The sequence below is a fragment of the Telluria sp. AZSoR62 genome (assembly GCF_058111565.1).
Genome location: NZ_JBYTST010000011.1, coordinates 159,523 through 183,711, shown reverse-complemented (window position 1 = coordinate 183,711; position 24,189 = coordinate 159,523). Strand labels below are relative to the sequence as shown.

The window sequence follows — 24,189 nt, the reverse complement described above, 5'->3', positions numbered from 1 at the left end:
CCATTGGACTGGGATGGGGGACGCTAGTTCAGAACAAACTTAAACTTTTGCGAACACCAAGGTGCCGTTGGTACCGCCGAAACCGAACGAGTTCTTCACCGCGTAATCGATCTTCATGTCCCGCGCCGTGTTGGCGCAGAAGTCCAGGTCGCATTCCGGATCCTGGTTGAAGAGGTTGATCGTCGGCGGCGACACCTGCTTGTGGATCGCCAGCACGGTGAATACCGATTCCAGGCCGCCCGCGCCGCCCAGCAGGTGGCCGGTCATGGACTTGGTGGAGTTCACGACGAGCTTCTGCGCATGGTCGCCGAACACGCGCTTGATGCCGCGCACTTCGGCTGCGTCGCCCAGCGGCGTCGAGGTGCCGTGTGCATTGACGTAGTGGACTTCGCTGGCGTTCAGGCCGGCGTTGCTCAGGGCCGAGACCATGCAGCGCGCCGCGCCACTGCCATCCTCGACCGGCGAGGTGATGTGGTTGGCGTCCGCGCTCATGCCGAAGCCGATGACTTCCGCATAGATCCTGGCGCCGCGTGCGACCGCGTGTTCGTACTCTTCGAGCACCATCACGCCGGCGCCCTCGCCCAGCACGAAGCCGTCGCGGTCCTTGTCCCACGGACGCGAGGCGGTGGCCGGGTCGTCGTTGCGGGTGGACAGCGCGCGTGCCGAGGCGAAACCGCCCAGGCCCAGTGGCGATACCGTGGACTCGGCGCCGCCGGCGATCATCACGTCCGCATCGCCGTACTCGATCAGGCGCGCCGAGGCGCCGATGCAGTGCAGGCCGGTGGTGCAGGCGGTGACGATGGCCAGGTTCGGGCCGCGCAGGCCGTACTTGATCGAGAGATCGCCCGAGATCATGTTGATGATCGATGCCGGCACGAAGAACGGCGAAATGCGGCGCGGGCCCTTGGCCGTGTATTCTTCTTTCGTGGCTTCGATCATCGGCAGGCCGCCGATACCCGAACCGATGTTCACACCGATACGGTCGCGGTTCTCGTCGGTCACTTCCAGGCCCGAATCCTGCAGGGCCTGGATGCCCGCTGCCATGCCGTAATGGATAAAGCTATCCATGTGGCGGCCTTCCTTGCCCGGCAGGTAGTCCTCGACGACGAAGTTCTTCACTTCGCCGGCAAAACGGGTCGTGAACTGCGACGCATCGAACTTGGTAATGTTGGCAATGCCAGACTTACCTGCCAGCGCCGCGTCCCACGCCTCGGCAATCGTGTTGCCGATTGGTGAAATGCAGCCCAGGCCGGTAACGACGACACGGCGGTTGCGTGAACGGCTCAAGCGATTCTCCCAAAAACTTTTAAAGCGCGATCTACTACTTAGGCCTTGACGTGCGCGGTGGCGTAGTCGATGGCTTGCTTGACGGTGGTGATCTTCTCAGCCTGCTCGTCAGGGATTTCCATTTCGAACTCGTCTTCCAGTGCCATCACCAGTTCCACGGTGTCCAGCGAGTCGGCGCCGAGGTCGTCAACGAACGAGGATTCGATTTTGATGTCTGCTTCTGCAACACCCAGCTGCTCAGCGACGATTTTTTTAACGCGTTGTTCGATATCCGACATGTTATGGCTCCATTAGGTATGTGTTGCGGAAAGTGCGCGCATTTTATCAGGTTTGCGCGGTGAAAAACTACTTTCGGCGATTCCTGCTAAGTCCGCCGAAATTACAGCTAAAAGATGTGAATACGGCGGTTCCACCGCAAAGCCGCGAGTGAAACCGCAGTGTGTCACATTAATTCATATACATGCCGCCATTGACGTGCAATTCGGTGCCGGTGATATAGGCGGCCTGCGGACCGGCCAGGAAAGCCACCGCATGGGCGATGTCTTCCGGCTGGCCCAGGCGGCCCAGCGGGATCTGGGTGAGCAGCGCCTCGTGCTGGCCTTCGCCCAGGCCGCGGGTCATGTCGGTGTCGATGAAACCGGGCGCCACGCAGTTGACGGTGATATTGCGGCTGCCGATCTCGCGCGCCAGGGCGCGGGTCATGCCGGCCACGCCGGCCTTGGCGGCGGCGTAGTTCATCTGGCCCGGGTTGCCCGAGGCGCCCACCACCGAGGTGATGTTGATGATGCGGCCATGCTTGGCCTTCATCATCCCGCGCAGCACCAGGCGCGACAGGCGACCGACCGCGTTCAGGTTGGTGGAAATGACGCTGTCCCACTCGTCGTCCTTCATGCGCATGGCCAGGTTGTCCTGGGTGATACCGGCATTGTTGACCAGGATCGACAGGCTGCCAAAGCCCTTCTGCACTTCGTCGACGACGGCGGCGCAGTTGGCGGCGTCGGTGACGTTCAGGACGAGGCCCTTGCCGCCGAATTCAGCCAGGTAATCGGTGATGGCCTGGGCGCCGGCGTCGCTGGTGGCGGTGCCGACGACTTTCGCGCCCTGGCGCGCCAGTTCCAGCGCAATGGCTTTGCCGATACCGCGCGAGGCGCCGGTCACGAGGGCAACTTGGTTCTGCAGGTTCATGCTTTTCCTCTTGTAGTAATCTAGTTCAGGCAGGCTCAAGCTGCCTGCAGCGACGCCAGCACGCGTTCGAGCGCGGCCTGGTCGACCAGGGCGTCGCCCACCAGCGCAGGGTCGATGCGCTTGGCCATGCCGACCAGGGTCTTGCTCGGTGCGCATTCGACGACCTGGGTAATGCTGCTTGCCGCCATCTTCTGCATGGTCTCGACCCAGCGCACCGGGCCGGCCGCCTGGCGCACCAGCGCATCCTTGATCGCCGCCGGATCGTGCAGGACCGCCACGTCGACGTTGTTGATCAAATCGATCCGTGGCGCCGAAAAAGCGATGTTTTCCATGTAGTCGCGCAGGCGATCCGATGCCGGCTTGAGCAGCGACGAGTGGAACGGCGCCGAGACCGACAGCTTCATGGCGCGCTTGGCGCCCTTGGCCTTGGCGATCTCGCAGGCGCGGTCGATCGCGGCCGCATGGCCGGCGATGACGATCTGGGTCGGCTCGTTGAAGTTCACGGCTTCCACCACCTCGCCCTGGGCCGCCTCCGCGCACACGGCGCGGACCTCGTCGGCCTGCAGGCCCAGCACGACGGCCATGCCGCCCTGCCCGACCGGCACCGCATCCTGCATCGATTGCGCGCGGAAGCGCACCAGCGGCACCGCATCCTTGAACTGGATCACGCCCGCGGCGACCAGGGCCGAATATTCTCCCAGGCTGTGGCCGGCGACCATGCTTGGCGCCGGGCCGCCGGCGGCGATCCAGGCGCGGTAGACGGCCACGGCTGCGGTGAGCATGACCGGCTGGGTGTTGGTGGTGAGGTCGAGCTCTTCCTTCGGGCCTTCGGCGATCAGGCGGCCAAGGTCGAAGCCGAGGGCGTCGGATGCTTCTTGCACGGTCTGCTCGACCACTGGATTGCCGGCGAAGCCGTTCAGCATGCCGACGGCCTGGGCGCCCTGCCCGGTAAACAGGAATGCGAATTTGCTCATCGTGTTATCTCTTCTTGTATTGTTGTGGATGACGGGGCCCGCGGCCCCACGTTCGCCGCGGGCGCGGCGAACGGTTTGCGCTGCACCTGGACTTACATGCGCGCGAGCACCGCGCCCCAGGTAAAGCCGCCGCCAACGCCTTCCATCAAGACATTGTCGCCCTTCTTGACGCGGCCATCGCGCACGGCTGCGTCCAGCGCCAGCGGGATCGAGGCGGCCGAGGTGTTGCCGTGCTGATCGACGGTGACGACCATCTTTTCCATCGGCAGGTCGAGTTTCTTGGCCGTGCCCTTCATGATGCGCAAATTGGCCTGGTGCGGGATCAGCCAGTCGATGTCGGACGGCTGCATCTGCGCGTGGGCCAGCGCTTCCTTCGCGACTTCTTCCAGCACGGTGACGGCCAGCTTGAACACTGCCGGGCCGTCCATGTACAGGAAGCCGCTGCCGGCGACCGCGCCGCCGGCCAGGTTGCCCGGGATCGACAGGATGTTCGCATGACTGCCGTCGGCATGCAGCTTCGTGGCCAGGATGCCGGCTTCCGGCGAGGCTTCCAGCACCACGGCGCCGGCGCCGTCGCCGAACAGCACGCAGGTGGTGCGGTCGGTGAAATCGAGGATGCGCGAGAATACTTCCGACCCGATCACCAGCACGCTTTTATACATGCCCGAGCGGATGAAGGCGTCGGCCGTGGCGACCGCATACACGAAGCCGCTGCACACGGCCTGCACGTCGAATGCGGCGCTGTTGTTGGCCATGCCGAGCTTTTGCTGCACGATGCAGGCGGTGCTCGGGAAGCTGCCGTGGTAGTCGGGGGTGGAACTGGCGACGATCACCAGTTCGATGTCGCCGGGCTGCTTGCCGGCCATCTCCAGCGCCTTGCGTGCGGCGTGCACGGCCAGGTCGGAGGAATTCTCGTCGGCCGCCGCATAGTGGCGGTTCGAGATGCCGCTGCGCGAGACGATCCATTCGTCGGACGTCTCGACGCCCTGTTGCGCCAGCTGGGCTGCCAGCTGCTCGTTGCTGACGCGGTTGGCCGGCAGGTAGCTGCCGGTGCCGGTGATCTTGCTATACAGAGTCATTGCTCCACCATCCTGCTGGGTTGGTTACGCCTGGCGCTCTTCGCCTGGCGAGGTCGGCATCAGTTCGGCGATCAGCGCCGACAGCTGCTCCAGTACATCGTATTTTGCCGCATCGTAGGCGCGCTGGAGCGCCCACTCGAAGGCATAGGCATTGGCCCCGCCGTGGCTCTTGAAGACCAGGCCCTTCAGGCCGAGCAAGCCGGCGCCGTTATAGCGTTCCGGATTGAGCTTCTTGAGCGATTTACGGGCCAGCAAGGCGCCGGCCATCGAGAAGATGTTCTCGGTGAACACCGACTTGACGAAGCGCGACAGGCCTTCGACGGCCTTGAGCGTGACGTTGCCGACGAAGCCGTCGCAGACGACCACGTCGACCGTGCCCTTGAAGATGTCGTTGCCTTCCACATTGCCGTGGAAATTGAGCTTGCCGCGCGCATGGTCGGCCCGCAGCAGTTCGCCGGTGGCCTTGACCATGTCGTTGCCCTTGATGTCCTCGGTGCCGACGTTGAGCAGGCCGATGGTCGGGCGCGGGATGTGTTCCATGGCCGAGCACAGCACCGAGCCCATGATGGCGAACTGGTGCAGGTGATGCGGCTCGCAGTCGACGTTGGCGCCCAGGTCCAGCATGTAGGTCGGGCCGTTCTTCTGGTTCGGCATGATCGAGCAGATCGCCGGACGGTCGACGCCGGCCATGGTCTTGAGCACATAGCGCGAGATTGCCATCAGGGCGCCGGTGTTGCCGGCCGAGACGCTGGCATTGGCGCTGCCGTCTTTCACCAGCTCGACCGCGACGCGCATCGAGGAATCTTTTTTCTTGCGCAGCGCGATCTCGAGCGGGTCGTCCATCTCGACGACTTCGGTGGCGTTCTTCAGCGTCAGGCGGGGGTGCGACTCGGCGCGGTGTTTTTTTAATTCTGCGCGCAGGGTCGCATCGAGGCCCACCAGGATCAGGTGGACGTCATCGTGTTTTTTGAGAAACGAGAGGGCTGCAGGGATCGTCACCGAGGGGCCGTGATCGCCGCCCATGCAGTCAATGGAAATTGTGATGGTCATTTGCTGGGATTTGCCGGCTCACGCAAAGCGGGCGGCAGTGGGGATCGGGGCGTGGCTTGTGGCCAGCCGCTGTCCGCGCAATTCAAGGTAGCGAGCGCTCTGGTGGGAGCCGCAGTAAACCGGAATGCGAAAGAAAAAGCGGCGCCACGCAGAAAACATACGTCGCACCGCTTTGATGGTACTAAAGGACAAGACGTCGATTACTCGTCGTTCTTGGTCTTCAGGACTTTGCGACCACGGTAGAAGCCGTTCGGGCTGATGTGGTGACGCAGGTGGGTTTCGCCGGTGGTCGGCTCGACTGCCAGGTTTGGTGCGGTCAGGAAATCGTGCGAACGGTGCATGCCGCGCTTCGACGGGGACTTCTTATTCTGCTGAACTGCCATGATGACTCCTAATACATAAGTTCTAAAATTTTAACACAACCGATGCGCAAATACATGCAGATCGAGTATCCCATCGGCAATTTCCAGTCTTGCGACCATCGCTTGCCTACATGTTTGCTGCTACTTCAACTGCCCAATGCCATACTCGATGACTGCACGCGTTTGACACGTCCTGCTTCATGCTGCGGTGAGACAGCACTACTTGTTCCTGCTACTGATTCGGTTACTGCTTATTCTGGTTTGAGGGTCTTCAAGCCGGCGAACGGCGAGACCTTGTCGGTCTTCAGGGCGTCCAGGAGCTTGGTGTCCGGACATACCTCGTGTTTCGGTGCCTGCGGCAGGGCCAGCAGGGCTTCGTCTTCCAGCAGCTGGCGGATGTCGCAGGCATGGCTGCCGACAATCACGTCGATGCTCTCGTCGTCGAGGATTTCCTCGATGCTGTCGGCTTCTTCGTCGTCCTTGCCGAGCACCAGCATGGTGGACGAGTCGAGCTCGTATTCCATCGGGCCCAGGCAGCGCTGGCAGACCAGCTTCACGGGACCGGCGACCTCGAGGGTCAGCGACGGATAGCCTTGCTTGGTCTGGCCGCCTTGCATGGCCCAGCGGATCTCGCCGGAATTGTCGGCGCAATCGGCTGCCAGGCGGGTCATTTCGGCCACCGGCGTCACGCCCTCGCGGTGTCCGTCATTCCGGCAAAACTCGAAGGCGTCAATGACAAAAGCGCTCATTTGGAAAACATCCCCGGAAAACCTGCGATAATAACAGGCTTATCCCCGCAGAGTCAAAGACTTGCGTCGTTTTTGCCCGGTGCGTGTTGCATGCCTAGGCAGTGCCGCGCAATTCGCGGGTATTCATAAGATTTGCTTGCCGGGAGGGCTTATCTATCTGCCTGGCTTATAGTTTCCGCGTTTTCGACAGCCCCATATGATACCAAGTTCCGCGCCGCCGCGCCTCATTCTTGCTTCAAGCTCTGCCTACCGGCGCGAACTGCTCGGCCGCCTGCACCTGCCCTTCGAAGCCATTGCCCCGGATATCGACGAGACCCCGCAGCCCGGCGAGGCGCCGCAGGATACCGCCCTGCGCCTGGCGCGCGACAAGGCCGCCTTCGTCGCGGCACGCCATCCCGGCGCCCTCGTGATCGGTTCGGACCAGGTCGCCACGCTCGACGGCCTGCAGATCGGCAAGCCCGGAACCCACGCCCGCGCGCTGGAGCAATTGCAGCTGATGCGGGGCCGGCGCGTCGTCTTCCATACGGCGCTGTGCCTGTGGGACGGCCGCGTGGCCGATCCCCTGCTTGCCGCGCAAGTCGAGAACGTGCAGGTCTTCGTGGACTTCCGCGATTTGCCCGATCCCGAGCTCGACGCCTACCTGCGCATCGAGCAGCCCTACGACTGCGCCGGCAGCGCCAAGAACGAAGGGTTGGGCATCGCCCTCCTGGAACGCATCGAATCGAACGACCCGACCGCCCTCACCGGCCTGCCCCTCATTGCGCTGACCGGCATGCTGCGCCGCGCCGGCGTGCGCATGTTCGGTCTATAACAACTTTCACTTTTCCTGAACGATGCCCGGCACCCTCTACCTGATCCCGAACACCCTTGGCCCTGTCGAGGCCGCACCCGGCGCCCTTGCCGCCCTGCTGCCGACGCAGGTGCAGGCGCTCACCGCGAAGCTCGACTATTTTGTCGCCGAGAACGCCAAGACCGCCCGCGCCTTCCTGAAATTGATTGCCATCGACCATCCGCTGGCCAGGCCGCTGCAGGAAATCGAGATCGCCGAACTGAACGTGAACACCCCGCAGGCCGCGCTGGCGCAACTGCTGGCGCCCCTGCTGGCCGGACGCGATGCGGGACTGGTCTCGGAAGCCGGCGTGCCGGCGGTGGCCGACCCGGGCGCCGACCTCGTGCGCCTGGCGCACCAGCACGGCATCGCGGTGCGCCCGCTGGTGGGGCCCTCTTCGTTGCTACTGGCGGTGATGGCAAGCGGCCTGAATGGCCAGAGCTTCGCGTTCAACGGCTACCTGCCGACCGACGCGGCGCTGCGCACCAAGCGCATCCGCGAACTGGAAGGCCGTTCGCGGGCGGAAAAGCAGACCCAGTTGCTGATCGAGACACCCTACCGGAATGGCCAGATGCTCGAGGCCCTGGTCGCGTCCTGCCAGCCGGGCACGCTGGTATGCGTGGCGACGGATCTCACCCTGGCGAGCGAGTCGGTGCAGACCCTGACGGCGGCGAAGTGGAAGGCACAGCTGGCGGCCGGGAAGGCGCCGGAGTTTCACAAGAAGCCGACCGTGTTCCTGTTCCTGGCGCAGTAAGCGCCGGCATGGACGGGGCCCGTCCATGCCGCGACAAGCATCGTCAGTGCACTTCGTGCGTCAGTTCGCGCACCCAGTCGAAGGCCGCCAGCTCGATCTCGCGGATCTGCGCCACCGTCAAGCCCAGCTTGCGCAGCGCCCCGGCGAGCTTGCAGCCGCCCTCGGCCGCTTCCAGCAGCTCCGCCACCTTCAGCATGGTTCCGAACTGCCCTTCGCGGGCCAGCAGCGCAGCGCGCACGTCGGCCGCCACCTCGACATTGTCGAGGATGTCGCACATCGGGATCGAAAACAGCGCATCGGCCAGCGACATGATGCCCACCGTGAAGGCGCGGTCGGCGCTGGCGGCGTCGTGCGGGCGCACCACCAGGGTCATCAGCTCGAGCAGCTTGCCGCGCGTGGTGGCCAGCTGCAGCAGCGGCGAAGCCAGTTCCACGCCGCCCGCGGTCGTGTAGAGCAGGATCTGCAGCCAGCGCTGCAGCTGGCGCCGGCCGAGCTGGTTCAGCGCCTGCGACAGCGATTCGATCTGCGGCCCCGGCGCGGCGCGGCTGTTCACCAGGCGCAGCAGGTTCAGGCTGATCAGGGCGTCGCGCTTGACCGCCGATTCGATGGCCTGGCTGTCCGCGTCCGAGCTCACCAGCTCCAGCAGGTGCAGGATGGCCATCTCGGATGGGGTGATCTTCTTGCCCGACAAAATCACCGGGCGCGCAAAATAATAGCCCTGGAAGTATTCGAAACCCAGGTCCATGCACCGCTTGAATTCGTCGAGCGTCTCGACCTTTTCGGCCAGCAGCTTCTTGCCGGTGCGCTTGAGCGAGGCCACCAGGCCCGCGAGCTCGTCGGGACGGACGCCCTTGACGTCCACCTTGATCACATCGACCAGTTCCACCAGGCGGTCGAGCTCGGGCGAATGCTCGACCACGTCGTCGACCGCGAACTTGAACCCTAGTTCCTTGAGCTCGGCGATCCGCGCCAGCAACTGCCGGGTCGGCTTGACGGTCTCGAGGATTTCGAGGATAACTTTATGTGGAGGCAGGAAGCGTACGAAGTCGCTCATCAGGACGACTTCGTCCACGTTGACAAAGGCCAATTGCTCGCCGACCACGTGCTCCATGCCGAGTTGCGAGGCGTGCGAAATCACCGCCGCCGTCGCTGCAGCGTTATCGGTCAGCTTCGCATCGTCGTCCTCGCCGGCCGCACGAAACAGCAGCTCGAATGCTACGAGATGCTGGTCACGGCCGAGGATGGGCTGACGTGCGAGAAAAAAATCGTTGGACGGCACGGATGCCGCTGCCGTTGCTTCGGCATGCATCTAAACTCCTGGGAAACGTTTGGGGCGCACATGCGCGCGCCAGGCTGGCGGGGGAAAGCCAGCATGGAAACTATACTACAAAAACGCTAACCTTAGCATTTTTACATCGAATCGCGGGTCCGCACGGGCTTGCTAAGCCTTGCCGCCCTTCCCGTTCTTGCCGCCCGCACGCGCCGCGCCGGCGCCGGCCGGCCGCGGGCCATCCTTGCGCGGGCTGCTGGTGCGCAGGCCGGTGCCGGCGCCGGGCGCCACCGGACGCTGGCTTGGGGCGGCGCTGCCGTCCGGATGCCAGACGCGGCGCGCGCCGGTCTTTTTCGCGGGCGCGGCGCCGGCCGCCTGGCCGATGCCGCGCGCATCTTCCTCGCCTTCGCGCACCATGCTCTGGCCCGGCAGGCGCAGGCTGCCCTTGCCCGACAAGGGGCTGGCGCGGCGGGCATTGCCCACCGGCACGCGCGGGCCGTCGGCGGCCATGCGTGCCGCGGCGCCGGTCACCTGGGTGCCGGTCTCGATGGTGAAGCGCGCGCCGGCGTCCTTGCCCAGCGCCTGCACCAGCCAGGGCAGGGTCTCGCGCAGCATCGGCTCCAGCGTGTAGGGCGGGTTCAGGATGAACATGCCGCTGCTGGCCAGGCCGAAGCCGTCCGGGCCGGGCGTGGACACCGTCAGGGTCACGTTCAGCCATTCCTTGGCCGGCAGGCGTTTCAGGCGGTCGGCGAACTGGCGCGACTCCATGCGCTGCAGCACCGGATACCAGACCGCGTAGATGCCGGCCGGGAAGCGGCCCAGCGCTTCGTCCAGCGCCTCGCGCACCTTCTTGTAGTCGTCCTTGATTTCATACGGCGGGTCGACCAGCACCAGCGCACGGCGCGACGGCGGCGGCAGCAGTTTCTTCAGGCTCTGGAAGCCGTCGCCATGCTCGATCAGCACGCGCCGGCCGCGGGCGCGCTCGCCCTGCTCCGCCTTGTGCTCTTCGACCTTGCGGAAGTTCTGGGCCAGGATGCGGCAATCCGACGGGTGCAGCTCGAACAGGCGCAGGCGATCCTCGGCGCGCGACAACTGGTCGGCCACATAGGGCGAGCCCGGGTAATAGCGCATCTTGCCGCTCGGGTTCATGCCCTTGACCAGCGCCAGGTAAGGCGCCAGCGCCGCCGGGACATCGGTGGCATTCCACAGCGGGCCGATGCCGGTGTTGTATTCGGCATTCTTGCTCGCCTGGGCACCGTCGAGCGCGTACACGCCCGCACCCGAGTGGGTGTCGATATAGGTGTAAGGCACGTCCTTCTGGTTCATGTACAGGTGCAGCTGGACCTGGACAAAGTGTTTGAGGACATCGGCGTGGTTACCCGCGTGATAGGCGTGGCGGTAGCTCAACATAAGCTGGAATTCCTGAGAAAAGTGGCGGCGCCGCGTGCGTTCAAGCGGCTGGATGGTCGCCATTATCCACTACATCGCCCATTACCGGGCCATTCGTGGGGTGGGCGGGCCCTCGCGCCCCTCCTTGCGAAAAAACCGCAGGCCCTTGCGGGCACTGCGGTTTTGGATGCATCAAGCCATGCTGTAAGGCTGCTTATGCGACCTTTTTCTCGTCGAAGAACTGTTCGTCCTCGGTGGACCCGTGCAGCGCGGTAGTCGAGCTCTGGTTCTGCTGGATGGTCTGGGTGACGGCATCGAAATACCCGGTGCCGACCTCGCGCTGGTGCTTCACGGCCGTGAAACCCTTGTCGGCGGCGGCGAATTCGTTTTCCTGCAATTCGACGAAGGCCGACATGCCGCGCCGCGCGTAGCCGTGCGCCAGGTTGAACATGCTGTAGTTCAGCGCGTGGAAGCCGGCCAGGGTGATGAACTGGAACTTGTAGCCCATGGCGCCCAGCTCTTTCTGGAACTTGGCGATGGTGGCGTCGTCCAGGTTCTTCTTCCAGTTGAACGAAGGCGAGCAGTTATAGGCCAGCATCTTGCCCGGGAACCTGGCGTGGATCGCTTCGGCGAAGCGCTTGGCGAATTCCAGGTCCGGCTTGCCGGTCTCGCACCACACCAGGTCGGCGAAAGGCGCGTAGGCCAGGCCGCGCGAGATCGCCTGCTCGACGCCGGGCCTGACGCGGTAGAAACCCTCGACCGTGCGCTCGCCGGTGCAGAAGGGCTGGTCGTTGGGGTCGACGTCCGAGGTCAGGAGGTCGGCGGCTTCGGCATCGGTACGGGCAATGACCAGGGTCGGGGTGCCCATCACGTCGGCGGCCAGGCGCGCGGCATTGAGCTTTTCGACGGCTTCGCGGGTCGGGACCAGCACCTTGCCGCCCATGTGGCCGCATTTCTTGACCGAGGCCAGCTGGTCTTCGAAGTGCACGCCGGCCGCGCCTGCGTCGATCATCGATTTCATCAGTTCGTAGGCATTGAGCACGCCGCCGAAGCCGGCTTCGGCATCGGCCACGATCGGGGCGAAGTAATCGATGTCGTCCTTGCCTTCCGACCACTGGATCTGGTCGGCGCGCTGGAAGGTATTGTTAATGCGGCGCACCACCAGCGGCACCGAATTGGCCGGATACAGCGACTGGTCCGGATACATCTCGCCGGCCACGTTGGCGTCGCCCGCCACCTGCCAGCCCGACAGGTAGATGGCCTTGAGACCAGCCTTCACCTGCTGCATGGCCTGGTTGCCGGTCAGCGCGCCCAGGGCGTTCACATAGGGCTCGTTGTTGACGAGGTCCCACAGCTTTTCGGCGCCGCGCCTGGCGAGCGTGTACTCGATGCGCACCGACCCGCGCAGGCGCACCACGTCGGCCGCCGTGTAGTTGCGGGTGACGTCCTTCCAGCGCGGATTGGTGTCCCAGTCTTGTTGGAGTTCACTGATTTGCTGTTCACGCGTTGCCATGGTGTTTCTCCTGAATGAAAAAAGCCGTTTGCAGAGGAATCCGTTGACACAATCATAAATCAGTTTGTGCGCAGCACAATTGGTCTTATATAAGACATAGAAACTATTTTTTCTCGTTTGATTTCAGACGCTTATCTCCATCATTTCATGATGCGGCATGAATTTTCTTAAAATGGGAGCGAAAGAGGACCTCTGGATGCTGCAATCCGCAGTGATATCGGAACGCCAGTTCACAGTGTGAAAATGATAATTTCACACTTCGTTGCCTCGACGCATCAATAGATACTTTCGACTAATTATTTGTATTGACTGTCGGAAAATTGGATGCCATGATCGCATCGTCAAATTCATCAAATAATTCCTCGAACCATTGAAAGTGATTATGCGCTTCCCTCTCCGCACCGCTTTGTCCAGCCTCCTCCTCGTTGCAGCCAGTCATACATCGGCAGGCGTCATCACCCAGGATGGGGTGGTGTTCACCTCGACATTTACGGGCAACGTGCTGACGCTCGAGATCGATGCGGCCCGCCGCAGCGGCGGATGGGCAGCGGCCACCGCCATCGACGCCCTCGCCCTGAAGACGATCGGCAGCTTCTCGGGCGTCCAGATGAGCTCGTCGACCGGCGCGGCATGGTCGCTCAGCGCCAGCGAGCTCAAGGCCAAAGGCTGCGCCGGCGCCTCCACCAGCAGCGGCGCTGCGCAACGCCTGCTGTGCGTCACCGGCGCCGGCGTGGCGCTGACCGACAACATGCTGTTCACCTTCACCTTCGACGGCACGCCGACGCTGACCGCGCCGCACCTGAAGGTGCACTTCGTGAACGCGAACGGCACCAAGGCCGGCAGCCTGCTGTCGATGGACTTCCCGTTCCAGGCTGCCAGCGCCCCTGTTGCAGGGAACGGCGCAGGCACCCAGCCTGTCACCCAACCTGTGGTGACCCAGCCTGTGGTGACCCAGCCTGTGGTGACCCAACCTGTTGTTACCCAGCCTGTGGTGACCCAGCCTGCTCCCGCCCCGGTCCCGCCGGAACTGATTCCCGCCCCGATCCTGACCGAAACCGGCAAGGACGCCGTCGCCTCCCCGGACGCGCTCCCCCTGCCGGGCGCCACGATCGGCGGCACTTCCGCCGCCCAGGTCCCGGAGCCGCAATCGATCGCCATCATCGGCGCCGGCCTGGCGTTGATGGGAATGGTGCGCCGCAAGCGCCGCCCGGCGGCCTGACCCCAACCCGACGACCATCTGAGGGCCGCCATGTGCGGCCCTTTTGTTTGGCCTGACGGGGCGCCGCGCTAAGTCAGCCATTGGTTAGTCGCCACACGGAAAGGTCGATCCGAAGCGCCTAGTCTGGCCTCGCGTACTCATCCGTACGCGAGTCCGGGCCCTTCGCCGACGCGCAGGCCCGGTCATTCAATATCATCGAGGAGATTGAATTGAAGACCTTACGCAACGCAGCAATCAGCCTGGCCCTGGCGGCCGGATTCGCCACCTCGGCCCAGGCCGGCACCCTCACCTACCAGGGCGTCACCTTCACTTCATCCTGGTCCGGCAACCTGCTCACGCTGGAAATCGACGCCGCCAACCGCACCGGCGACTGGGCGAACGCCACCACCATCGGCGCCTTGCAACTGAAAGACCTGGGCACGTTCGAGGACGTGACCCTGGTGGCCGCGCCCGGCGTGGCCGGCGACTGGACCCTGTCCTCGAACGAGCTCAATGCCCACGGCTGCACCGGCGGCGGCCATGCCGGGAGCAGCCTGTGCTATTCGGGCCCGCGGCTGGCGCTGTCGGACGACATGGTCTTCCAGTTCAGCTTCGCGGGCGGCACGCCGGCGCTGGATGCGCCGCACCTGAAGGTGAATTTCTTTGGCGAGGGTGAGCGCAAGGTCGGCAGCCTGCTGTCGCAGGCGATCGCATCGAACGTGGTGTCGCCCGTGCCCGAACCCGAGACCTATGCACTGATGCTGGGCGGGCTGGGCGTGATGGGCGCGATGGCGCGGCGCAGGAAGCCGGCCGCCTGAGCATCCCGGATGTAGAAAAGGCGCGTGCCCTTGCGGGGACGCGCCTTTTTTTCGGCGGGCGGTCTCGCCCGGCCTGGCTTACTTGGCCAGTTCCACTACTTCCCCGAACACCAGCTGCCCGCCCCGTACCCGCACCGGGATCGTGTCCTTCGGCCCGAATTTGCCGGACAGGATGGCTTTCGACAGCGGGTTCTCGATCTGCTGCTGGATCGCGCGCTTGAGCGGGCGCGCGCCGTAGATCGGGTCGTAGCCGGCTTCCGCGATCTTCTGCAGCGACTCTTCGTCGAGGTCGAGCTGCATCTCCATCTTGGCCAGACGCTGTTCGAGCTGGCGCAGCTGGATGCGGGCGATGGCGCCGATGTTCTTCTCGTCGAGCGCATGGAAGACCACGATCTCGTCGATCCGGTTGATGAACTCGGGGCGGAAATGCCCGCGCACCTCGGCCATCACGGCCAGCTTCACGACTTCCGGTTCATCCGTGTCCATCGACTGGATCTTGTGCGAGCCCAGGTTCGAGGTCATCACGATGACCGTGTTCTTGAAGTCCACGGTGCGGCCCTGGCCATCGGTCATGCGGCCGTCGTCGAGCGCCTGCAGCAGCACGTTGAACACGTCCGGGTGCGCTTTTTCGATCTCGTCGAGCAGGATCACGCTGTACGGCTTGCGGCGCACCGCCTCGGTCAGATAGCCGCCCTCCTCGTAGCCCACATAGCCGGGCGGCGCGCCGATGAGCCGCGCCACCGAATGCTTCTCCATGAATTCGCTCATGTCGATGCGGATCATGGATTCCTCGGTATCGAACAGGAAGGAAGCCAGCGCCTTGCACAACTCGGTCTTGCCCACGCCGGTCGGCCCCAGGAACATGAAGGAGCCATACGGGCGGTTCGGGTCCGACAGGCCGGCGCGCGAGCGGCGGATCGCGTCCGACACCGCTTCGATCGCCTCGTCCTGGCCGACCACGCGCTCGTGCAGCTTCTCCTCGATGTGCAGCAGCTTGTCGCGCTCGCCCTGCATCATGCGCGAGACCGGGATGCCGGTCGCGCGCGAGACCACCTCGGCGATTTCCTCGGCGCCGACCTGGGTGCGCAGGAGCTTGGGCCGGCCCGCGCCAGGGTTGGCCGCGTCGCCATCCGTGCTGCCCGCGGCTTCCTCGGCTTTTTTCAGCTGCGCCTCGAGTTCCGGCAGGCGGCCATACTGCAGCTCCGAGACCACCTGCCAGTTGGACTGGCGCTTGGCTTCTTCCATCTGGAAGCGCAGGCGCTCGATCTCTTCCTTGATGTGGGTGCTGCCCTGCACCGCCGCCTTCTCGGATTTCAGGATCTCCTCGAAGTCGTTGTAGTCGCGCTCCAGGCGTGCGATCTCCTCGCCGATCAGCTCCAGGCGGCGCAGCGAGGATTCGTCGGTTTCCTTGCGCACGGCTTCGCGCTCGATCTTCAGCTGGATCAGGCGGCGTTCGAGCTTGTCCATCACTTCCGGCTTGGAGTCGATCTCGATCTTGATCTTCGAGGCCGCTTCGTCGATCAGGTCGATCGCCTTGTCCGGCAGGAAGCGGTCGCTGATATAGCGGTGCGACAGTTCGGCCGCGGCGATGATGGCCGGGTCGGTGATCTCGACCTTGTGGTGCAGCTCGTATTTTTCCTGCAGCCCGCGCAGGATGGCGATGGTCGCCTCCACGCTCGGCTCGTCGACGATGATCTTCTGGAAGCGGCGCTCCAGCGCGGCGTCCTTCTCCACGTACTTGCGGTATTCGTCGAGCGTGGTCGCGCCGACGCAATGCAGTTCGCCGCGCGCCAGGGCCGGCTTGAGCATGTTACCGGCATCCATCGCGCCCTCGGCCTTGCCGGCGCCGACCATCGTGTGGATCTCGTCGATGAAGACGATGGTCTGGCCTTCGTCGTGCGCCAGTTCCTTCAGCACGCTTTTGAGCCGCTCCTCGAACTCGCCGCGGTACTTGGCGCCGGCCAGCAGGGCCGCCATGTCGAGCGAGAGCACGCGCTTGCCCTTGAGCGAATCGGGCACCTCGCCGTTGACGATGCGCTGGGCCAGGCCTTCGACGATCGCGGTCTTGCCCACCCCCGGCTCGCCGATCAGGACCGGGTTGTTCTTGGTGCGGCGCTGCAGGACCTGGATCGCGCGGCGGATCTCGTCGTCGCGGCCGATCACCGGGTCCAGCTTGCCCATGCGCGCGCGCTCGGTCAGGTCGAGGGTGTATTTTTTCAGCGCTTCGCGCTGTCCTTCGGCATCCTGCGAGTTCACCGTGTCGCCGCCGCGCACCGCCTGGATGGCGGATTCGAGCGCCTTGCGCGCCAGGCCGTGCTCGCGCGCCAGCCGGCCGGCATCGCCCTTGTCGTCGGTGAGGGCCAGCAGGATCATCTCGGACGACAGGAACTGGTCGCCGCGCTTTTGCGATTCGCGGTCGGCCAGGTTGATCAGCGCGACCAGCTCGCGCCCGACCTGCACGTCGCCGCCGGTGCCGGTCACCTTCGGCAGGCGTTCCAGCGCCGACTTCAGGGCATTGGACAGGCCGCCGACGTTGACGCCGGCGCGCTGCAGCAGCGAGCGGGCGCCGCCGTCGTCCTGGTTCAACAGGGCGACCAGCAGGTGGACCGGATCGATGTACTGGTTATCGTTGCCGACCGCCAGGCTCTGGGCATCCGCCAGCGCTTCCTGGAGCTTGGTCGTCAGTTTGTCTTGCCGCATGGTATTGCTCCCTAGTGGTGTTCTTGACTGAGGAGCAAAGTTGGGATGGCTGCACGCTTTTCAAGATGTGCAATGGTGCAGCCCGGTTAACTCAGCAATAAAGGTTCAGGCGGGGTCAAGCCTGGCCGTCGTGTCGGGGAGCGCGGCGAGGTCGCGCACGTTCTTCTGGACGGCTACCACGGCGAACAGGCTGAGCAGGTAGGACATCGCATAGAAGCCCTTCTCGCTCGGGGCCAGGGTGGCGTTCCACAGGCCCACCGCCAGCAGCAGCACCGACGACACCAGGGAAACCCAGCACAGCCCGGCATACAGCTTGGTCACCGTCATGCCTTCGCTGCGGTCGCGCACGGTCTTTTGCAGCGAAATCGCGGCGAACAAGCCGTACAGCAGCAAAGTCAGGTAATACCCTTTCTCGTTGAGCTGCATGGTCGCGTTCCACAGCCCGACCAGATAAGTGCAGGCGCCGATCAGGAGTGCGGTCCAGGAGGCGCCGACGAAAGCGCCGGTCGGTCGTTGAGCAGTGGTCATGGCTGGCTCCAATTAATTGTCCAGCCGCAACTCTGCCACACCCGGCCCAGCGAACCTTGACGCGGAGCAGCCCTTCAGGCGCGCAGGGCGCGCCAGGTTGCAAAGCCCGCGACACAGAACAGGATCGACCCCAGCAGGTGCAGCACCGTGTGCGCCAGCGCCCAGCCATACTCGCCGCGCTGGAGCAGCACCACGGATTCGCCCGAGAAGGTGGAAAAGGTCGTCAGGCCACCGAGGAAACCCGTGATCGCGAACAGCCGCCATTCGGGCGGCAAGTGCGGATGCGCCGTGAAGAAGCCCAGTGCCAGGCCGACCAGGTAGCCGCCGATGAGATTGGCCGCCAGCGTGCCGGCCTGGACATGGGCATGCAGGCTGCCGAGCCAGATGCCCAGTCCCCAGCGCAGCCAGGCGCCGATGGCCGCGCCCACACCGACCGCCAGCCAGCTCAAGGGTTGAGCCACTTGGCCTTGGCCGAGTCGTCGCTGCTGCGGGCGTCGACCCAGCGCGCGCCTTCCGGGGTCTGCTCTTTTTTCCAGAAGGGGGCGTCGGTCTTGAGGTAATCCATGATGAATTCGCAGGCCGCGAAGGCTTCGCCGCGGTGGCGCGATGCGCATGCGACCAGCACGATCTGGTCGAGCGGCGCCAGCGGGCCGATGCGATGGATCACCAGCACGCCGAACAGTTCCCAGCGCGCGCGTGCCTGGGCGACGATGTCTTCCAGCGCGCGCTCCGTCATGCCGGGATAGTGTTCGAGCTCCATTTCGGAGACGGAGGCGCCTTCATTCAGGTCGCGCACGGTGCCGACGAAACTCACCACGGCGCCGACCCGCCCATCGCCTTCGCGCAGGCGTGTAACCTCGCGCGAGAGGTCGAAGTCCGCCTGCTGCACCCGGATCTCGGTGACCGGCGACGCCTGCACTTTGCTCATCGGCCGTCCTTGGCGTGGCGCATCAGGAGGTGCTCGATCCGGGTTTCGGTACGGGCGTCGGCCAGCGCCGGCAGTGCGAGCAGCGCGCGCAATTCGGCGGCCGGGCCGCTCCCTGCGTGCTGTTGCCCCGCTTTAGGGCCAGGCTTATGGCCCGACTTGAGCGAGCTTTGCAGCACCTCGACCTGCAGCTTGAGGCGCTCGCGGGCGAACTCGGCGCCGCTGTCGATGCCGGCCCCGATCTCGAGCCGCAACAGCTCGTGCAGCAGACGCTCGCGGTTCGATTCCAGCTGGCGCACATAGCCCGCGCGGTCGCCCTCGAGCGCGGCAAGGGCGGTATCGAAACGCGTGCGCAGCACGGCTTCGTAGCCGCCCTCGAGCGGCAGCAGCACATCCCAGCGCGCGCGCCAGTCTTGCGGATTGGTATGGGCGTCCGGATTGACCAGCGCAGATTCGAGCGCCTGGATCAGGCGCAGCTTGTCGCGCACGGCGCCGGCCAGCGCCTGGCCGGCGGCGCGGCGCGCCACGTCGGCATGGTGCTGCACCGCCGCCACGGCTGCGTGGTAGCGCTTGTCGATGCGCGCTTCGTGGGCGCGCGGCACCGGGCCGATTGCCTGCCACTCGGCGGCTGCCTCGCGCAGCAGCTTGCCGGCACTGCCGGGAGTGACGTCGGGCGCGGCCGCTTCCAGGCGGGCGCACAGGGCTTCCTTGGCGGCTTCGTGGGCGCGGCGTTCGGAATCGAGCGAATGGGCATGCTCCTTGCGGCCGGCAAACAGGGCGTCGCAGGCGGCGCGGAAGCGTTGCCACAGCGCCTGTTCGGCCTTGCGTTCGAGCGGCAGCGCACGCGCATGTTCCTGCCAGCGGTGCTGCAGGTCGCGCAGCCGGTCGACCGCGTGGCGATCGTGCGGATCGAGCGCAAGCGCTTCTTCAATCAATTGCTCGCGTACTTCCATCTCGCCCTTGCGCTGCTGTTCCAGGGGGCGCTGCAGGGTGTTCAAGGCGCTTGAGAACAAACCGTCGAGCCGTTTCTTTTCCTTGCGGTCGACCGGGCCCAGGTGGCTCCAGGCGGTGCGCAGGCGCTGCACCGTGCCGGAGACATGCTTCCAGTCGGCCTCGCCCGATTCGAGCCTGGCGATCTCGCCTTGCGCTTCGTCAACCAGCGCTTGGCCGCGCGCGGCATTCGCATGGCGCTCGTCGGCCAGGTGGCGGAAGTGGGCCGCGGCCGGGGCGTAGGCAGCGGTGCAGGCGGCATCGAAGCGCTCCCACAGCGAGCGCGGCGCCGGGCCGGACAGGCTGTCGAGCGCCTTCCAGCGTTCGCGCATGCTGCCGACCTTCTTGGCCAGCTCGCTCATGGCCAGGCTTTGCGTGGCCAGCGTCTCCACCGCCTTGACCAGTTCTTCGCGCGAGACATTGCCGCCCCAGCGCGCCCAGTCCGACAGGCGCTTGAGATCGGCGCGCACGTGGGCCAGGCGGTCGGCCTGGGCAGGCGTCAGGCGTACGCCCTTGTCCTTGCTGTCCTTGAGCGACTTGTCGAGTTCCGCGGCTGTGCCCAAGGAACCTTGCTGCAAGGCCGCTTCCATGGCGTCGAGCCGGTCGAGGAAATCCTGGTCGGCGCCATTGTTCTGCGGCTTTTGCGCTGGCTTCGGTCCCGCAGGGGCGCCTCCGGCAACCGGCGCCGGCTCTTTTGGTCGGCGCACTTCCTGCGGCAGGCTCCCCACCAGCTCGTCGAAACGGCGCTGCAGTTCAGCGCCCTGGGGGCTGGAGGGCAAGGACGGCAGGCGCTGCCATTCCCGGCGCAGCGCATCCGCTTTCAGCTCGGCTACAGGCTGGGCCTGCCACTGCTGCAGCGCGGCTTCGCGCGCGGCCAGTGCCGCCTGGTCTTGCTCGAGCGTGGCCAGGCTGGCGCCCAGGCGCGCATGCTCGGTGGCGAAATCGGCCACCAGCGCGCGCGGCAGCGCCGCGTGGCCCGGAGCGACCAGCGCCTCGGCCTGCTCGCGCGCCAATGCTTCCAGGCGCTCGCCGAAGGCCGCGGCATCCAGGGCGCTTGCGTCCAGCTTGCGCAGGGCGGCAAGGCGGTCGATCATGGCGCGTTGCAACTGCACCTGGGCTTCCAGGCGCTTGCCCAGCTCGGCGCGCACGCCATCGAATTCGGCCTTCAGTTCGGGGGCGACGATCACCGCCCATTTGCGGTCGAGCTCGGCCACATGGTTCGGGGTCAGCAGCTCGTCGCTGAGCAGCGTGCGCGCCTGGGTGATCGCTTCCTGCGCGCGGCGCAGCTCGGATTCGTGGTGGCGGATGGCGTCCAGGCGCGACTGCATCATCTTGGCCACGCGCCGGTCGAGGTTGCGCATGGCCGTGTGGACGCGCTCGAGCTGGGGCCGGCTGTGGACCAGCTCGGCCGCGCTCAGGCGCAGTTCGGAAAATTCGGAAGACAGGATGAAGGCGACGGCCGCTTCTTCGTCGCCGTCCAGATGCTTGAGCTGCTCGGCCTGCCGTTCGCGCGGCGTCGGTGCGCCGGCCGCCGCGCCCGGCGGGCCGGGCTGCGCCGGCTGGGGCGCCTGCCCGGGCGTTCCCTCAGCGGCAGCGCCGGCTCCGGGCTTGTCGCCACCTTGCCGTTTGAATAGGAATTCGAACATGATGAAATCGCACTTCCAAAACCCCCATCATAGCAAAGAACCAAGGCGGCGCCCGTCCGCCGCAGCTCAATGCGTGACGAAGCGTGCGGCTTCCACGGAAGCGTTTTGCCTCTTGGAATGCTGGGGCAGTGCGCTGCCCGGCGCCGGCGTGCGATTCTCATGCTGCCAGGCGTCATGGGCCAGCATCTGGTTGGCGATCGCGAACCAGGACTCGCTCGGGATATGGGTGCGCGCCACCGGGAACAGCTCGCGCTCTTCGCGGTCGAGCCGCTCGAGCAGCAGCTTGCAGCAACGCTCCAGCGCAGCGCCGAAACTCTTGTCATGCACGGCGGCCGCCGCATGGGCGTCGGCGCGGGCTTCGATGGCGTCCATGGTCAGCGCGTCGAGTTCGGCCAGCAATTCCTGGGCGACACCGGCGCGGCGCAGCGCCGGCACTACGAACTTGTCGAGCTTGCGCCAATAGCAATTGTCGAACGCTACGCGCAAGGCATCGCAGGCCAGCTCGAACTGGCGCGCCGTAGGAGCGGCGTGCCGCGCCGCGGCCGGGCGCCAGTGCTCCAGCAACGACTGCAGGGCCATGCGGGCGCTGGCCTGCTCGATGGACAGCGCGACCAGCGTATAGGTTGACGTGAGCATCATGTCTCCTCTCAGAATGCCGCCGCCAGCATGGGGCCCGGTCGGGCCGCATTGACTTGGCTGGGGAAGCTTTTGTTAGTGGCAGGCGCGCAGTTGTTGTTCTTGTCGCTGGCCTGTGGGATCTCGTAGTGTAGAGACATGTCCCTTCGCGGGTTTGAGGTGGCGCAAGCCCGAACCGGTGGACTTTGGAGACTTTTTGGTAACCGTGTTGTCCAAATACGATCGTCCTTACGCGATACGACAACAGGGGCCCGCGATGAAGAAAGACGAACGTACCTTGTTTCTGGTGGGGCTCGTAGGTGTCGGCGCGATTATCACGCTGATCTCGTTCGTGCCTTGCCCGACCCGCACCCAGGGCTGGTATTTTCTAATCGCGCTTGGACTCATGGCTGCCTTGGTGGCAAGCCAGATACCGGGCGTTTTACACATCACGCTCGATCCAGGCGCTTCTTCCAGAATAAAATCCGGGGGTGCCATAGCGGTTTTCGCAATGGTGGTCTTCCTCAAGCCGGTCACCCTTGGCGCCAGTGAAGCAGAAATGCAGTTTTCTAATGCCTCATGCCAGGGTCCGGTGCCCGTAGGGAAAGACCTGGATAAACGTGCGCTGCCGGACGATCTCAATCCAAGCAAGGAAGGGACGATCGCGAGCAGCGAATCGCTGGGACGTCCCATCAAGTTCATCTTCCATTACCCCCACGGGGAGTTTGCCGGAGAGCGTCACTGGAACCAGGTGAAAGAGGGGGTGTGGATCGAAACCTATCCCAATGGTGACATTTTCAATGCCTTTCGAGAAATCGGCAGGACCAAGCACGATGGATGCGAAGGAATCGTCGTCGAACGCCAAGACAATCTGGGTTTTAAAATATTTATCCCTGACAAAGACTGCCAAAACATGCGCCTCTGGTGGCAAGCCGGATCAGAGGACTGGAATTTCCTGGGGAAGATGACATCGGTTAAGTAGGCTGTGATTCAGTTATTTCCATAAACACAAGCATGTGTTCGCCGCTCTACGTGGTCCATTACTGGGCGAAAAGACATTGCCGACTTCGCACGCACGCCGGCGGGGTCAGTTTCGGCTACGAAGATGCGGCCATGAGCCGTTCGCCAAATTCTTCCGGCACAGCATGGGTGAGACGCACATCCGGACAGCTGTGCCAGCGCGCACAAGCTTGTATCGCGGCCGCGACATCGCCCACCAGCCGGTCGCTGATCCGCACGCCCGGCTCGAGCACGATGCTGCGCAACTCGAATTCCCCAAGCTTGCGGTGGGCCTTGGCGTCGACCCTGCCGATGAGCGCGCCGCGCCGCAGGATGGGCAGCGTGAAATAACCGTAGGTGCGCTTGTGCGCCGGCGTATAGCATTCGAGGCGGTAGTCGAAGCCGAACAGCTCGAGCGCGCGGCGGCGGTCCCAGACGATGGGGTCGAAAGGCGACAGCAGGGTCGTGAGACTGGGCGCCAGCTTGCCGGCCGCCGCCTGCCCGGCCAGGGCCGCGTGCTCGGGGTGGATGTAGACCGGCTCGTCCCACCCCGCGACCCGGGCGCGCAGCAGCAGCCCTTCGGCGGCCAGCGCCGCCGGATCCGGATGCGGGCGCCGGGTGCGGTGGTAATCGGGAATCCAGGCCGCCTTGGCCACCCCGAGCGCGCGCACCGCCTGCAGCACGAAAGCGCGCCGCACCTCGCCCAATGCCGGCATGCGGCCGTCGTGCCACTGCGGATGCACCCGCTCGGCCAGGTCGTAGATGCGCTGGAAGTTGTGGCGCCGCGCAATCATCAGCTCGCCGGCCGTGAACAGCACCTCGAGCGTGCGCTTTTCCGGCTTCCACTCCCACCAGCCGCCGCCCTTGCCGCCGCTGCGCTCGAAATCCGAGGAGCGCACCGGCCCGTTGGCGCGCACATGTGCCAGCAGCGCCGCGACATCGAGCGCGCGCTCGCGCATCCAGGTGGCCGAATATTTCCAGCCCATCGCTTCCGGATCGAGCATGCGGTGGCGGTACAGGCCATAGTCCTCGATCGGCAGGAAGCAGGCTTCGTGCGCCCAGTATTCGAACAGGCTGCCCTCGGCCAGCAATTCGTCCAGCCAGGCCGGCTGGTAGTCGCCGAGCCGGCTCCACAGCACCAGGTAGGGGCTGCGCGCGACCACGCTGATGGTATCGATCTGCAGCATGCCCATGCGCCGGATCGCCGCCAGCACGTCGGCCTTGGCGGCGCGCCGGCGGCGCGGGGCGAGCATGTCCTGGGCCGCCAGGTGCAGGGCGCGTGCGGCGCCAGGGGTCAGTTCGATATCCGGTGTCGGCATGCTTGCGCCC

23 protein-coding genes are annotated in these 24,189 nt (G+C 65.0%); 5 read left to right on the top strand and 18 right to left on the bottom strand.

Translation table 11 applies throughout. The features are described 5' to 3' along the window. Nucleotides 1-39 precede the first annotated feature (39 nt). From fabF to AC3XQU_RS17775, 8 genes are all read right to left on the bottom strand, one after another. On the bottom strand, nt 40-1,287 hold the full coding sequence (gene fabF / locus AC3XQU_RS17810) for a beta-ketoacyl-ACP synthase II (protein WP_489875495.1): 1,248 nt from the start codon (nt 1,285-1,287) through the stop codon (nt 40-42). Between the two features lie 38 nt (nt 1,288-1,325). Further along, nucleotides 1,326-1,565: an acyl carrier protein gene (acpP, locus tag AC3XQU_RS17805; RefSeq protein ID WP_020653257.1), complete on the bottom strand. Its 240-nt coding sequence runs from the start codon at nt 1,563-1,565 to the stop codon at nt 1,326-1,328. Between the two features lie 169 nt (nt 1,566-1,734). Continuing rightward, nucleotides 1,735-2,472, bottom strand: a complete 738-nt coding sequence (fabG, locus tag AC3XQU_RS17800; RefSeq protein WP_489875494.1) for a 3-oxoacyl-ACP reductase FabG — start codon at nt 2,470-2,472, stop codon at nt 1,735-1,737. Between the two features lie 35 nt (nt 2,473-2,507). Next, nucleotides 2,508-3,446 (bottom strand): ACP S-malonyltransferase, encoded by a 939-nt coding sequence (gene fabD / locus AC3XQU_RS17795; RefSeq protein ID WP_489875493.1) that lies wholly within the window; start codon nt 3,444-3,446, stop codon nt 2,508-2,510. Nucleotides 3,447-3,538: 92 nt separating this feature from the next. Continuing rightward, entirely contained in the window at nt 3,539-4,525 is a 987-nt protein-coding gene (locus AC3XQU_RS17790; RefSeq protein WP_489875492.1) for a beta-ketoacyl-ACP synthase III, read from the bottom strand. Nucleotides 4,526-4,549: 24 nt separating this feature from the next. Beyond that, nucleotides 4,550-5,575 carry a phosphate acyltransferase PlsX gene (gene plsX, locus AC3XQU_RS17785; RefSeq protein ID WP_489875491.1) on the bottom strand — a complete coding sequence of 342 codons (1,026 nt, stop codon included), beginning with the start codon at nt 5,573-5,575 and terminating at the stop codon, nt 4,550-4,552. 200 nt (nt 5,576-5,775) lie between these two features. Further along, entirely contained in the window at nt 5,776-5,958 is a 183-nt protein-coding gene (gene rpmF / locus AC3XQU_RS17780; protein WP_005666806.1) for a 50S ribosomal protein L32, read from the bottom strand. 230 nt (nt 5,959-6,188) lie between these two features. Then, nucleotides 6,189-6,686, bottom strand: coding sequence for a YceD family protein (locus tag AC3XQU_RS17775; RefSeq protein ID WP_489875490.1), 498 nt, complete (start codon nt 6,684-6,686; stop codon nt 6,189-6,191). Between the two features lie 196 nt (nt 6,687-6,882). On the opposite strand from AC3XQU_RS17775, the gene AC3XQU_RS17770 reads away from it, so the two are divergent. Both AC3XQU_RS17770 and AC3XQU_RS17765 read left to right on the top strand, forming a co-directional pair. Further along, the gene (locus AC3XQU_RS17770; protein ID WP_489875489.1) at nt 6,883-7,497 is read left to right on the top strand and encodes a Maf-like protein; all 615 of its coding nucleotides are present in this window, start codon (nt 6,883-6,885) and stop codon (nt 7,495-7,497) included. A gap of 22 nt (nt 7,498-7,519) precedes the next feature. Beyond that, a complete protein-coding gene (locus AC3XQU_RS17765; protein ID WP_489875488.1) occupies nt 7,520-8,269 on the top strand; it encodes an SAM-dependent methyltransferase in 750 nt (249 codons plus the stop codon). Nucleotides 8,270-8,312: 43 nt separating this feature from the next. Here AC3XQU_RS17765 and AC3XQU_RS17760 read toward each other — a convergent pair whose 3' ends face one another. The 3 genes from AC3XQU_RS17760 to aceA form a co-directional block, all read right to left on the bottom strand. Continuing rightward, nucleotides 8,313-9,578 carry an EAL and HDOD domain-containing protein gene (locus AC3XQU_RS17760; protein ID WP_489875487.1) on the bottom strand — a complete coding sequence of 422 codons (1,266 nt, stop codon included), beginning with the start codon at nt 9,576-9,578 and terminating at the stop codon, nt 8,313-8,315. Nucleotides 9,579-9,710: 132 nt separating this feature from the next. After that, nucleotides 9,711-10,949, bottom strand: a complete 1,239-nt coding sequence (locus AC3XQU_RS17755) for a 23S rRNA (adenine(2030)-N(6))-methyltransferase RlmJ (protein ID WP_489875486.1) — start codon at nt 10,947-10,949, stop codon at nt 9,711-9,713. A gap of 193 nt (nt 10,950-11,142) precedes the next feature. After that, nucleotides 11,143-12,441: an isocitrate lyase gene (gene aceA, locus AC3XQU_RS17750; RefSeq protein ID WP_489875485.1), complete on the bottom strand. Its 1,299-nt coding sequence runs from the start codon at nt 12,439-12,441 to the stop codon at nt 11,143-11,145. 382 nt (nt 12,442-12,823) lie between these two features. Between aceA and AC3XQU_RS17745 the strand changes: the two genes are divergently transcribed. Continuing rightward, entirely contained in the window at nt 12,824-13,660 is an 837-nt protein-coding gene (locus AC3XQU_RS17745; RefSeq protein ID WP_489875484.1) for a PEP-CTERM sorting domain-containing protein, read from the top strand. Between the two features lie 209 nt (nt 13,661-13,869). After that, on the top strand, nt 13,870-14,457 hold the full coding sequence (locus AC3XQU_RS17740) for a PEP-CTERM sorting domain-containing protein (RefSeq protein WP_489875483.1): 588 nt from the start codon (nt 13,870-13,872) through the stop codon (nt 14,455-14,457). A 78-nt stretch (nt 14,458-14,535) separates the two neighbouring features. Here the strand turns inward: AC3XQU_RS17740 and clpB are convergent, their stop codons facing one another. The 6 genes from clpB to AC3XQU_RS17710 all read right to left on the bottom strand — a co-directional run bounded on the left by clpB (nt 14,536) and on the right by AC3XQU_RS17710 (nt 21,885). Beyond that, nucleotides 14,536-17,157, bottom strand: coding sequence for an ATP-dependent chaperone ClpB (clpB, locus tag AC3XQU_RS17735; protein ID WP_489875482.1), 2,622 nt, complete (start codon nt 17,155-17,157; stop codon nt 14,536-14,538). Between the two features lie 105 nt (nt 17,158-17,262). Next, nucleotides 17,263-17,685: an inner membrane protein YiaA gene (gene yiaA, locus AC3XQU_RS17730; protein ID WP_489875481.1), complete on the bottom strand. Its 423-nt coding sequence runs from the start codon at nt 17,683-17,685 to the stop codon at nt 17,263-17,265. 74 nt (nt 17,686-17,759) lie between these two features. Then, entirely contained in the window at nt 17,760-18,134 is a 375-nt protein-coding gene (crcB, locus tag AC3XQU_RS17725; protein WP_489875480.1) for a fluoride efflux transporter CrcB, read from the bottom strand. Continuing rightward, entirely contained in the window at nt 18,131-18,613 is a 483-nt protein-coding gene (moaE, locus tag AC3XQU_RS17720) for a molybdopterin synthase catalytic subunit MoaE (protein WP_489875479.1), read from the bottom strand. The genes crcB and moaE overlap by 4 nt, the downstream gene beginning before the upstream one ends. After that, nucleotides 18,610-21,246 carry a DUF349 domain-containing protein gene (locus AC3XQU_RS17715; protein WP_489875478.1) on the bottom strand — a complete coding sequence of 879 codons (2,637 nt, stop codon included), beginning with the start codon at nt 21,244-21,246 and terminating at the stop codon, nt 18,610-18,612. Before AC3XQU_RS17715 ends, moaE begins: the two co-directional genes overlap by 4 nt. Nucleotides 21,247-21,312: 66 nt before the next feature. Next, on the bottom strand, nt 21,313-21,885 hold the full coding sequence (locus tag AC3XQU_RS17710; protein ID WP_489875477.1) for a hypothetical protein: 573 nt from the start codon (nt 21,883-21,885) through the stop codon (nt 21,313-21,315). A gap of 253 nt (nt 21,886-22,138) precedes the next feature. Here AC3XQU_RS17710 and AC3XQU_RS17705 point away from each other — a divergent pair, with 253 nt between their 5' ends. Next, nucleotides 22,139-22,843, top strand: coding sequence for a hypothetical protein (locus AC3XQU_RS17705; RefSeq protein ID WP_489875476.1), 705 nt, complete (start codon nt 22,139-22,141; stop codon nt 22,841-22,843). 115 nt (nt 22,844-22,958) lie between these two features. On the opposite strand, the gene AC3XQU_RS17700 is transcribed toward AC3XQU_RS17705, so the two are convergent. Continuing rightward, on the bottom strand, nt 22,959-24,179 hold the full coding sequence (locus tag AC3XQU_RS17700; protein WP_489875475.1) for a winged helix-turn-helix domain-containing protein: 1,221 nt from the start codon (nt 24,177-24,179) through the stop codon (nt 22,959-22,961). Nucleotides 24,180-24,189 lie beyond the last annotated feature (10 nt).

What these genes read in the sequence shown, in the direction of transcription:
- clpB (WP_489875482.1), bottom strand. Translation starts at nt 17,157, where the DNA reads ATGCGGCAAGACAAACTGACGACCAAGCTCCAGGAAGCGCTGGCGGAT.
- rpmF (WP_005666806.1), bottom strand. Translation starts at nt 5,958, where the DNA reads ATGGCAGTTCAGCAGAATAAGAAGTCCCCGTCGAAGCGCGGCATGCAC.
- AC3XQU_RS17775 (WP_489875490.1), bottom strand. Translation starts at nt 6,686, where the DNA reads ATGAGCGCTTTTGTCATTGACGCCTTCGAGTTTTGCCGGAATGACGGA.
- AC3XQU_RS17760 (WP_489875487.1), bottom strand. Translation starts at nt 9,578, where the DNA reads ATGCATGCCGAAGCAACGGCAGCGGCATCCGTGCCGTCCAACGATTTT.
- AC3XQU_RS17715 (WP_489875478.1), bottom strand. Translation starts at nt 21,246, where the DNA reads ATGTTCGAATTCCTATTCAAACGGCAAGGTGGCGACAAGCCCGGAGCC.
- acpP (WP_020653257.1), bottom strand. Translation starts at nt 1,565, where the DNA reads ATGTCGGATATCGAACAACGCGTTAAAAAAATCGTCGCTGAGCAGCTG.
- yiaA (WP_489875481.1), bottom strand. Translation starts at nt 17,685, where the DNA reads ATGACCACTGCTCAACGACCGACCGGCGCTTTCGTCGGCGCCTCCTGG.
- AC3XQU_RS17710 (WP_489875477.1), bottom strand. Translation starts at nt 21,885, where the DNA reads ATGATGCTCACGTCAACCTATACGCTGGTCGCGCTGTCCATCGAGCAG.
- AC3XQU_RS17745 (WP_489875484.1), top strand. Translation starts at nt 12,824, where the DNA reads ATGCGCTTCCCTCTCCGCACCGCTTTGTCCAGCCTCCTCCTCGTTGCA.
- AC3XQU_RS17755 (WP_489875486.1), bottom strand. Translation starts at nt 10,949, where the DNA reads ATGTTGAGCTACCGCCACGCCTATCACGCGGGTAACCACGCCGATGTC.
- AC3XQU_RS17700 (WP_489875475.1), bottom strand. Translation starts at nt 24,179, where the DNA reads ATGCCGACACCGGATATCGAACTGACCCCTGGCGCCGCACGCGCCCTG.
- fabD (WP_489875493.1), bottom strand. Translation starts at nt 3,446, where the DNA reads ATGAGCAAATTCGCATTCCTGTTTACCGGGCAGGGCGCCCAGGCCGTC.
- fabG (WP_489875494.1), bottom strand. Translation starts at nt 2,472, where the DNA reads ATGAACCTGCAGAACCAAGTTGCCCTCGTGACCGGCGCCTCGCGCGGT.
- AC3XQU_RS17705 (WP_489875476.1), top strand. Translation starts at nt 22,139, where the DNA reads ATGAAGAAAGACGAACGTACCTTGTTTCTGGTGGGGCTCGTAGGTGTC.
- AC3XQU_RS17790 (WP_489875492.1), bottom strand. Translation starts at nt 4,525, where the DNA reads ATGACTCTGTATAGCAAGATCACCGGCACCGGCAGCTACCTGCCGGCC.
- aceA (WP_489875485.1), bottom strand. Translation starts at nt 12,441, where the DNA reads ATGGCAACGCGTGAACAGCAAATCAGTGAACTCCAACAAGACTGGGAC.
- AC3XQU_RS17765 (WP_489875488.1), top strand. Translation starts at nt 7,520, where the DNA reads ATGCCCGGCACCCTCTACCTGATCCCGAACACCCTTGGCCCTGTCGAG.
- plsX (WP_489875491.1), bottom strand. Translation starts at nt 5,575, where the DNA reads ATGACCATCACAATTTCCATTGACTGCATGGGCGGCGATCACGGCCCC.
- moaE (WP_489875479.1), bottom strand. Translation starts at nt 18,613, where the DNA reads ATGAGCAAAGTGCAGGCGTCGCCGGTCACCGAGATCCGGGTGCAGCAG.
- AC3XQU_RS17770 (WP_489875489.1), top strand. Translation starts at nt 6,883, where the DNA reads ATGATACCAAGTTCCGCGCCGCCGCGCCTCATTCTTGCTTCAAGCTCT.